This window comes from Enterobacter sp. BIDMC109 (assembly GCF_001037885.1).
Lineage (GTDB): Bacteria > Pseudomonadota > Gammaproteobacteria > Enterobacterales > Enterobacteriaceae > Enterobacter > Enterobacter hormaechei_C.
The window spans coordinates 285,661-294,617 of sequence record NZ_KQ090002.1 but is presented as its reverse complement, the minus strand read 5'-3'; the positions used below and the strand labels follow the sequence as shown (position 1 = coordinate 294,617).

Here is an 8,957-nt window from a genome sequence, read left to right as displayed (position 1 = left end):
CTTTTATTTTTCATAACGATTATTTATCCCCAATGGCAATTAGCTAATCATTTGTTAAACTTATAGGCGTCAGCTGGCACAAGGAGAACATAATGAGTTTTATTAAAGAGTTTCGCGAATTTGCGATGCGCGGGAATGTGGTGGATTTGGCTGTGGGTGTCATTATTGGTGCGGCGTTCGGTAAGATCGTTTCATCATTAGTCGCCGACATTATTATGCCGCCGTTAGGACTGTTGATTGGAGGCATTGATTTCAAACAGTTCGCCTTCACCCTTCGGGAGGCTCAGGGCGATATCCCTGCGGTTGTAATGCACTATGGCGTATTCATTCAGAACGTATTTGATTTCGTGATCGTGGCATTTGCCATTTTCATGGCGATCAAACTTATCAACAGACTTAACCGTAAAAAAGAAGAACCGGCTGCTGCCCCGCCAGCACCAACTAAAGAAGAAGTCTTACTGACTGAAATTCGCGATCTGTTAAAAGAGCAGAACAACCGCGTTTAATCAGGCGACAGAAACAGAAAGGCCAGTGGTAAAAAAGCGATTAGCTTGCTTGCCACTGGCCTCCCAGTTACCCCGTTGTGCATGTTTACCTTTACGTAAATAACTCCCTTTTCCTTTCTTGTTCTTCTCAACACGCTGTCTGAAAAGCGGGTCGTGAAGCAATGCCTCAATGGCGTTATCCTTAATTTGTCCCTTCGTATGCTGATAGCGGCTCATCATTTCTCCTGAGCATAGTTAATGTCGGCGGGAGTCTAGTCCCTGGCTGATAAAAAATCAACAACCCTGAGTTTCACTACTGGCGCCCTGTTCAAGAGCTTCCAGTATTGAGCAATAAACACTGCTATGAGCGGTACCGCAGCACGCGTCATTTAACCTTTGCAGAGATCGCTGCATGGCTTGCAGCTCCTGAATGCGTCCTTCAACTTCATCCAGCCGGGCCTGAACGATGCTTTTAGATTCCTGACACGTATGATGTTCAGGATCGATACGGATCGACAGCAGTTCACGGATCGACTCCAGCGTGAAGCCGAGTTGCCGTGCATAGCGGATAAAACGAAGGCGTTGCAGGTCGTTATCCGTATAAAGGCGAAATCCACCTTCCGTTCTGACCTCATGATCGATCATCTGCTGCTTTTCGTAGTAGCGGATAGTATCCGGCGTTACGTTAGCAAGCTTCGCAAGTTCACCTATGCGGTACATGGCTACTCCTCGTTTATTTTTTGCATTAACCTTTCACTGTACTCGCCATGCAAAAAGTCAGTATTCATTCCCGTCTGGCGCAGTTTTAGCTCGATGAGCGCCAACCGACGACTGATTTCGGAGTACCGCGGGTCATTCTTATGAATGCCTTTAAGCAGATCGGCAAGCTCGACGGCTTCATTGCGTTGCTGAAGTTCAGGCGGTAAACAACCTGCGTTTTTCAGTAAGCGATAACCGGCCCGTAATTCAGGGGGAATATGTGAATCATCGTCCAGAATCAGCGGCTCACCGCTACCGGGAAGATTTTCGAACTCGCCTTTGTTTTGGGCATCGCAAATATGGCGTTCAGCCCACTGATCGAGCAACCACATAATGAACTCCAGGGGGTGAGCAGAAAAGATACAGACATTGTAGATAAGTGGAGATTCTGCGGATATAAAAAAACCCGCCGAGGCGGGTTTTTTTACGTTACTACAGATTACTCTGCAGCAGCTTCTGCTTTCTCTGAACGATCAACCAGCTCGATGTAAGCCATCGGCGCGTTGTCGCCTGCACGGAAGCCACACTTCAGAATGCGAGTGTAACCACCGGCACGGCTCGCGAAACGCGGGCCCAGTTCGTTAAACAGTTTTGCCACGATCTCGTTATCACGAGTACGGGCGAATGCCAGACGACGATTAGCAACGCTGTCAGTCTTGGCAAGAGTAATCAGCGGCTCAACTACGCGACGCAGCTCTTTCGCTTTAGGCAGGGTCGTCTTGATGATTTCATGACGAACCAGTGAACCTGCCATGTTGCGGAACATAGCCTGGCGATGGCTGCTGTTGCGGTTCAGTTGACGACCACTCTTACGATGGCGCATGACCTTATCCTTCTCAGTAAAACCTTAACCTGTGATCCGGTTACTCGTCAGCAATGCTTGCCGGTGGCCAGTTTTCCAGGCGCATGCCCAGAGACAGACCACGTGAAGCCAGCACGTCTTTAATCTCGGTAAGAGATTTTTTACCCAGGTTCGGCGTTTTCAGCAACTCAACCTCGGTACGCTGTACCAGATCACCGATATAGTGGATAGCTTCTGCCTTGAGGCAGTTAGCAGAGCGGACAGTCAATTCCAGATCGTCAACAGGGCGCAGCAGGATCGGATCGAATTCTGGTTTCTCTTCTTTCACTTCCGGCTGACGTACATCACGTAAGTCAACGAAAGCTTCCAGTTGTTCTGCCAGGATGGTTGCCGCACGACGAATCGCCTCTTCAGGATCGATTGTGCCATTGGTTTCCATTTCGATGACCAGCTTGTCCAGGTCGGTACGCTGTTCTACACGCGCTGCTTCAACATTGTAGGCAATACGCTCTACAGGGCTGTAACATGCGTCGACCAGCAGACGGCCGATTGGGCGCTCATCTTCTTCCGAATGAATTCGGGCAGAAGCCGGCACATAACCACGACCGCGCTGAACTTTGATACGCATGCTAATAGCTGCGTTCTCATCGGTCAGGTGGCAGATCACGTGCTGCGGCTTGACGATTTCAACATCACCGTCGTGGGTGATGTCGGCTGCAGTCACAGGGCCAATGCCAGATTTATTCAGAGTAAGAATAACTTCATCTTTACCCTGAACTCTCACCGCCAGCCCTTTCAGGTTGAGCAGGATTTCAAGGATATCTTCCTGAACGCCTTCTTTGGTGCTGTACTCATGAAGTACACCATCAATCTCAACCTCGGTCACCGCGCAACCCGGCATCGATGAGAGCAGAATACGGCGCAGTGCGTTACCCAGAGTATGGCCAAAGCCACGCTCTAAAGGCTCAAGGGTCACCTTGGCGTGCGTCGAACTCACTTGCTCGATATCTACCAGGCGCGGTTTTAGAAACTCTGTCACAGAACCCTGCATTGTGTCCTCTCTTTGGTACTAAGCTTTACTTGGAGTAAAGCTCGACGATCAGGTGTTCGTTAATGTCCGCAGACAGATCAGAACGTTCTGGCTGACGCTTGAACGTACCTTCCATCTTGCCAGCATCAACTTCCAGCCAGGTTGGCTTTTCACGCTGCTCAGCCAGCTCCAGAGCGGCTTTCACGCGAGATTGCTTTTTCGCTTTCTCACGAATGCTAACAACGTCATTCGCTTTAACCTGATAAGAAGCGATGTTAACAACACGACCGTTTACCATGATTGCTTTATGGCTAACCAGCTGGCGTGATTCAGCACGAGTCGCGCCGAAGCCCATACGGTATACAACGTTGTCCAGACGACCTTCCAGCAGAGCCAGCAGGTTTTCACCTGTGTTGCCTTTCAGACGTGCTGCTTCTTTATAGTAGTTACGGAACTGACGCTCCAGCACACCGTAGATACGGCGAACTTTTTGCTTTTCACGCAACTGCACACCATAGTCAGACAGACGCGGTTTACGCGCACCGTGCTGGCCAGGAGCTTGTTCAATTTTACACTTGGTATCGATCGCGCGAACGCCAGACTTAAGGAATAAGTCGGTGCCCTCACGACGGCTCAGCTTGAGCTTAGGACCCAAATATCTTGCCATTTTCTATCTCCAACTAACCTAAAAAACGAGCGTTATACGCGACGTTTTTTCGGCGGACGACAACCGTTATGAGGGATCGGAGTCACATCAGTAATATTCGTGATGCGGAAACCAGCGGCGTTCAGAGCGCGAACAGTAGATTCACGACCCGGACCCGGACCTTTAACCATAACTTCCAGATTCTTGATGCCGTATTCTTTTACGGCTTCAGCGCAACGCTCTGCTGCAACCTGAGCTGCGAACGGAGTGGATTTGCGAGAACCACGGAAACCGGAACCACCGGCTGTTGCCCAACCCAATGCGTTACCCTGACGATCAGTAATAGTAACGATGGTGTTGTTGAAAGAAGCATGGATATGAGCCACGCCGTCAGAGACTTGTTTTCTTACACGTTTACGTGCACGAACTGGTGCCTTTGCCATTATTCAATCACCCCGATTATTTCTTGATCGGTTTGCGCGGACCCTTACGGGTACGTGCGTTGGTCTTAGTACGCTGACCGCGCACTGGCAGACCACGACGATGACGCAAACCGCGATAGCAACCAAGATCCATCAGGCGCTTGATGCTCATGCTGATTTCACGGCGCAGATCACCTTCAACGACAAATTTGGCAACTTCGTCACGCAGCGTGTCGATTTGTTCTTCAGACAGCTCACTGATCTTAACATCTTCAGCGATACCCGCTGCAGCCAGAATGGCTTTAGAACGGGTCTTGCCGACGCCATAGATCGAAGTTAATGCGATCACAGCATGTTTCTGATCAGGAATGTTAATGCCTGCTATACGGGCCACTATGCACTCCTACTATTTAATATGTACGCACCATGCTGAAAAGCCCGTTTTCAGGATACTCAAATGGAAACGTACAGACATACAAAAGATTGGCTGGCTAATCTAGCCAGCTCAACCCAACTTTGCAAGAAAAATATGCGAAATAATCAGCCTTGGCGCTGTTTATGCTTCGGCTCGGCACTGCAAATCACACGGATGACACCATCACGCTTAACGATTTTGCAGTTACGGCATAATTTCTTGACGGAAGCACGAACTTTCATTTTTACTCTCCGTAACTTCTCAGGCGACCAGTTAGCGGCCGTAGCCTTTCAGGTTCGCCTTCTTCAATGCAGACTCATACTGACTGGACATCATCAGAGTTTGCACTTGAGCCATAAAGTCCATAATCACGACAACAACGATAAGCAGTGAGGTCCCACCGAAGTAGAACGGTACTTTCATTGCATCACGCATGAACTCCGGGATCAGGCAGATAAAAGTAATATAAAGCGCACCAACCAAAGTCAGGCGAGTCATTACTTTATCGATATACTTCGCCGTTTGCTCTCCCGGACGAATTCCTGGTACAAATGCACCGGACTTCTTCAGGTTATCTGCTGTTTCACGCGGGTTGAAGACCAACGCCGTGTAGAAGAAACAGAAGAAGATGATCGCAGACGCATAGAGTAACACATAAAGTGGTTGCCCAGGCTGCAAATACAGCGAAATTGTTGTCAGCCAGTTCCAACCAGTACCGCCCCCGAACCATGACGCGATGGTTGCCGGGAACAGAATAATACTGGAAGCGAAGATAGCCGGGATAACCCCCGCCATATTCACTTTCAGCGGTAAATGTGTGCTCTGTGCAGCATAGACACGACGACCCTGCTGACGTTTAGCGTAGTTCACCACAATGCGGCGTTGACCACGTTCAACGAAGACAACAAAGAACGTCACTGCAAATACTAATACTGCAACCAACAGCAACAGGAGGAAGTGCAGGTCGCCTTGACGCGCTTGCTCGATAGTATGGGCGATGGCCGGCGGGAGACCCGCAACGATACCGGCGAAGATAATGATTGAGATACCGTTACCGATACCTCGTTCAGTAATCTGTTCGCCGAGCCACATCAGGAACATGGTCCCTGTGACCAGACTTACAACAGCGGTGAAATAGAATGCAAAGCCTGGGTTTAATACCAGGCCCTGCATACCAGGCATATTCGGAAGACCGGTAGCAATACCGATCGACTGGAATATTGCCAGCACCAGAGTGCCGTAACGGGTGTACTGGCTAATCTTACGACGTCCAGACTCCCCTTCTTTCTTCAACTCTGCCAGGGCCGGATGAACGACCGTCAGCAGCTGGATAATAATCGATGCCGAAATATACGGCATAATACCCAGTGCGAAAATAGAAGCACGGCTGAGAGCACCACCAGAGAACATGTTGAACATTTCAATGATGGTGCCTCGCTGTTGCTCAAGCAGTTTGGCAAGTACAGCGGCATCAATACCAGGGATCGGAATAAAAGAGCCAATACGGAACACAATCAGCGCGCCGATTACAAACAGCAGTCTGCGTTTCAGCTCGCCAAATCCACCTTTGGCACTTTGAAAATCTAATCCCGGTTGCTTAGCCATCTGCTACTTATTCCTCAATTTTACCGCCAGCAGCTTCGATAGCAGCACGAGCACCTTTAGTAACACGCAGGCCACGAACAGTTACCGGAGTAGAAACTTCACCAGCCAGGATCACTTTCGCGAACTCGATCTGGATACCGATAATGTTAGCCGCTTTCAGCGTGTTCAGGTCTACAACGCCGCCTTCAACTTTCGCCAGGTCAGACAGACGGATTTCCGCTGTGATCGCTGCTTTGCGAGAGGTGAAGCCGAACTTCGGCAGACGACGGTACAGTGGCATCTGGCCACCCTCGAAACCGCGACGTACGCCACCGCCAGAACGAGAGTTCTGACCTTTGTGACCACGACCACCGGTTTTGCCGAGGCCAGAACCGATACCACGACCCAGGCGTTTACCCGCCTTTTTAGAGCCTTCGGCCGGAGACAGAGTATTTAAACGCATCTCTTACTCCTCAACTTTAACCATGAAGTAAACCGCGTTGACCATACCACGAACAGCAGGAGTATCCTCGCGCTCAACGGTATGACCAATACGACGCAGACCCAGGCCAAGCAGCGTTGCCTTGTGTTTCGGCAGACGACCGATTGCACTGCGGGTTTGAGTGATTTTAATAGTCTTTGCCATGGTCAATTACCCCAGAATTTCTTCAACGGATTTACCACGCTTGGCAGCGACCATTTCTGGAGAATTCATATTTTCCAGGCCATCAATAGTTGCACGAACCACGTTGATCGGGTTGGTGGAACCATATGCTTTAGCCAGAACGTTATGAACTCCAGCAACTTCCAGAACGGCGCGCATTGCACCACCGGCGATGATACCGGTACCTTCGGAAGCTGGCTGCATGAATACACGAGAACCCGTGTGAACACCTTTAACTGGGTGTTGCAGGGTACCGTTGTTCAGCGCGACGTTAATCATATTGCGACGGGCTTTTTCCATCGCTTTCTGGATCGCTGCTGGAACTTCACGCGCTTTACCGTAACCAAAACCAACGCGACCGTTACCATCACCCACTACAGTCAGAGCTGTGAAGGAGAAAATACGACCACCTTTAACGGTTTTAGATACGCGGTTTACCGCGATCAGCTTTTCCTGCAGTTCGCCAGCCTGTTTTTCGATGTGAGCCATCTTACACCTCTACCTTAGAACTGAAGGCCAGCTTCACGGGCAGCATCTGCCAGTGCCTGGACACGACCATGATATTGGAACCCGGAACGGTCAAAGGAAACATTGCTGATGCCTTTTTCCAGAGCGCGTTCAGCGACAGCTTTACCTACAGCTGCTGCGGCGTCTTTGTTACCGGTATACTTCAATTGTTCTGAGATAGCTTTTTCTACAGTAGAAGCAGCTACCAGAACTTCAGAACCGTTCGGTGCAATTACCTGTGCGTAAATATGACGCGGGGTACGATGTACCACCAGGCGAGTTGCACCCAGCTCTTTGAGCTTGCGGCGTGCGCGGGTCGCACGACGGATACGAGCAGATTTCTTATCCATAGTGTTACCTTACTTCTTCTTAGCCTCTTTGGTACGCACGACTTCGTCGGCGTAACGAACACCCTTGCCTTTATAAGGCTCAGGACGACGGTAGGCGCGCAGATCTGCTGCAACCTGACCGATCAGCTGTTTATCAGCGCCTTTCAGCACGATTTCAGTCTGAGTCGGGCATTCTGCAGTGATACCGGCCGGCAGCGGATGCTCAACAGGGTGTGAGAAGCCCAGAGACAGGCCTACTGCATTCCCTTTGATAGCTGCACGATAACCTACACCAACCAGCTGAAGCTTTTTAGTGAAGCCTTCGGTAACACCAACAACCATTGAGTTCAGCAGGGCACGCGCGGTACCAGCCTGAGCCCATCCATCCACGAAACCATCACGTGGACCGAAGGTCAGAGCGTTATCTGCATGTTTAACTTCAACAGCATTGTTGAGGGTACGAGTCAGCTCGCCGTTTTTACCTTTGATCGTAATAACCTGACCGTCGATTTTTACATCAACGCCGGCAGGAATAACGACCGGTGCTTTAGCAACACGAGACATTCTTTCCTCCGATTAGGCTACGTAGCAGATAATTTCGCCACCAAGACCAGCCTGGCGCGCTGCACGATCAGTCATAACACCTTTAGAGGTAGAAACAACTGCGATACCAAGACCAGCCATTACTTTTGGCAGCTCATCTTTTTTCTTATAGATGCGCAGGCCTGGGCGGCTGACACGCTGAATGCTTTCTACAACAGCTTTACCCTGGAAATACTTGAGAGTAAGTTCCAGTTCCGGCTTGGTGTCGCCTTCAACTTTAAAATCTTCGATAAAACCTTCTTCCTTCAGCACGTTGGCAATTGCCACTTTCAGCTTGGCGGAAGGCATGGTGACCGCAACTTTGTTCGCGGCCTGACCGTTACGGATACGGGTCAGCATATCCGCGATCGGATCTTGCATGCTCATCTGTCTTTACTCCCGTGATTCAATTGGTAATTACCAGCTAGCCTTTTTCAAGCCTGGCACTTCACCGCGCATGGCGGCTTCACGCAGTTTGATACGGCTCAACCCAAACTTGCCCACATAACCATGTGGACGACCTGTTTGACGACAGCGGTTACGCTGACGAGACGGGCTGGAATCACGCGGCAGAGACTGCAGCTTGAGAACCGCATTCCAACGATCTTCGTCGGAAGCGTTCACATCAGAAATGATCGCTTTCAGTTCAGCGCGTTTAGCGAAGAATTTATCAGCTAAAGCTACGCGCTTTACTTCGCGTGCTTTCATTGATTGCTTAGCCATTCAGTAACC

General features: G+C 50.0%; 18 protein-coding genes. 1 reads left to right on the top strand and 17 read right to left on the bottom strand.

All coding sequences use genetic code 11. From position 1 onward, the window contains the following. The first annotated feature begins 92 nt into the window (after positions 1-92). Positions 93-506 (top strand): large-conductance mechanosensitive channel protein MscL, encoded by a 414-nt coding sequence (gene mscL / locus SK62_RS01450; protein WP_003863335.1) that lies wholly within the window; start codon positions 93-95, stop codon positions 504-506. Here the strand turns inward: mscL and SK62_RS01445 are convergent, their stop codons facing one another. From SK62_RS01445 to rpsN, 17 genes are all read right to left on the bottom strand, one after another. Further along, the gene (locus SK62_RS01445) at positions 507-722 is read right to left on the bottom strand and encodes an alternative ribosome-rescue factor A (protein WP_017383729.1); all 216 of its coding nucleotides are present in this window, start codon (positions 720-722) and stop codon (positions 507-509) included. A 57-nt stretch (positions 723-779) separates the two neighbouring features. After that, the gene (zntR, locus tag SK62_RS01440) at positions 780-1,205 is read right to left on the bottom strand and encodes a Zn(2+)-responsive transcriptional regulator (protein WP_003863328.1); all 426 of its coding nucleotides are present in this window, start codon (positions 1,203-1,205) and stop codon (positions 780-782) included. Between the two features lie 2 nt (positions 1,206-1,207). Then, positions 1,208-1,576 (bottom strand): DnaJ family domain-containing protein, encoded by a 369-nt coding sequence (locus tag SK62_RS01435; protein ID WP_023295520.1) that lies wholly within the window; start codon positions 1,574-1,576, stop codon positions 1,208-1,210. 107 nt (positions 1,577-1,683) lie between these two features. After that, positions 1,684-2,067 carry a 50S ribosomal protein L17 gene (gene rplQ, locus SK62_RS01430; protein ID WP_001216368.1) on the bottom strand — a complete coding sequence of 128 codons (384 nt, stop codon included), beginning with the start codon at positions 2,065-2,067 and terminating at the stop codon, positions 1,684-1,686. Between the two features lie 40 nt (positions 2,068-2,107). After that, positions 2,108-3,097 carry a DNA-directed RNA polymerase subunit alpha gene (rpoA, locus tag SK62_RS01425; RefSeq protein WP_002919219.1) on the bottom strand — a complete coding sequence of 330 codons (990 nt, stop codon included), beginning with the start codon at positions 3,095-3,097 and terminating at the stop codon, positions 2,108-2,110. A gap of 25 nt (positions 3,098-3,122) precedes the next feature. Next, positions 3,123-3,743, bottom strand: a complete 621-nt coding sequence (gene rpsD, locus SK62_RS01420; protein ID WP_003863314.1) for a 30S ribosomal protein S4 — start codon at positions 3,741-3,743, stop codon at positions 3,123-3,125. A gap of 32 nt (positions 3,744-3,775) precedes the next feature. Continuing rightward, a complete protein-coding gene (rpsK, locus tag SK62_RS01415) occupies positions 3,776-4,165 on the bottom strand; it encodes a 30S ribosomal protein S11 (RefSeq protein WP_003863312.1) in 390 nt (129 codons plus the stop codon). Between the two features lie 16 nt (positions 4,166-4,181). After that, positions 4,182-4,538: a 30S ribosomal protein S13 gene (rpsM, locus tag SK62_RS01410; protein WP_003863308.1), complete on the bottom strand. Its 357-nt coding sequence runs from the start codon at positions 4,536-4,538 to the stop codon at positions 4,182-4,184. A gap of 146 nt (positions 4,539-4,684) precedes the next feature. Beyond that, positions 4,685-4,801 (bottom strand): 50S ribosomal protein L36, encoded by a 117-nt coding sequence (rpmJ, locus tag SK62_RS01405; RefSeq protein ID WP_000868187.1) that lies wholly within the window; start codon positions 4,799-4,801, stop codon positions 4,685-4,687. A gap of 31 nt (positions 4,802-4,832) precedes the next feature. After that, positions 4,833-6,164, bottom strand: a complete 1,332-nt coding sequence (gene secY / locus SK62_RS01400) for a preprotein translocase subunit SecY (protein ID WP_003863305.1) — start codon at positions 6,162-6,164, stop codon at positions 4,833-4,835. A gap of 7 nt (positions 6,165-6,171) precedes the next feature. Then, entirely contained in the window at positions 6,172-6,606 is a 435-nt protein-coding gene (rplO, locus tag SK62_RS01395) for a 50S ribosomal protein L15 (RefSeq protein ID WP_003863304.1), read from the bottom strand. 3 nt (positions 6,607-6,609) lie between these two features. Further along, positions 6,610-6,789 carry a 50S ribosomal protein L30 gene (rpmD, locus tag SK62_RS01390; protein ID WP_003863301.1) on the bottom strand — a complete coding sequence of 60 codons (180 nt, stop codon included), beginning with the start codon at positions 6,787-6,789 and terminating at the stop codon, positions 6,610-6,612. 6 nt (positions 6,790-6,795) lie between these two features. Further along, complete coding sequence (rpsE, locus tag SK62_RS01385; RefSeq protein ID WP_003863299.1) at positions 6,796-7,296, bottom strand: 30S ribosomal protein S5; 501 nt, start codon at positions 7,294-7,296, stop codon at positions 6,796-6,798. 14 nt (positions 7,297-7,310) lie between these two features. Further along, positions 7,311-7,664 (bottom strand): 50S ribosomal protein L18, encoded by a 354-nt coding sequence (rplR, locus tag SK62_RS01380; RefSeq protein WP_003863297.1) that lies wholly within the window; start codon positions 7,662-7,664, stop codon positions 7,311-7,313. 9 nt (positions 7,665-7,673) lie between these two features. Further along, the gene (gene rplF, locus SK62_RS01375; RefSeq protein WP_006178917.1) at positions 7,674-8,207 is read right to left on the bottom strand and encodes a 50S ribosomal protein L6; all 534 of its coding nucleotides are present in this window, start codon (positions 8,205-8,207) and stop codon (positions 7,674-7,676) included. Between the two features lie 12 nt (positions 8,208-8,219). Continuing rightward, complete coding sequence (rpsH, locus tag SK62_RS01370; protein ID WP_006178918.1) at positions 8,220-8,612, bottom strand: 30S ribosomal protein S8; 393 nt, start codon at positions 8,610-8,612, stop codon at positions 8,220-8,222. Between the two features lie 30 nt (positions 8,613-8,642). Beyond that, positions 8,643-8,948, bottom strand: a complete 306-nt coding sequence (rpsN, locus tag SK62_RS01365; RefSeq protein ID WP_003863291.1) for a 30S ribosomal protein S14 — start codon at positions 8,946-8,948, stop codon at positions 8,643-8,645. Between the last annotated feature and the right edge of the window lie 9 nt (positions 8,949-8,957).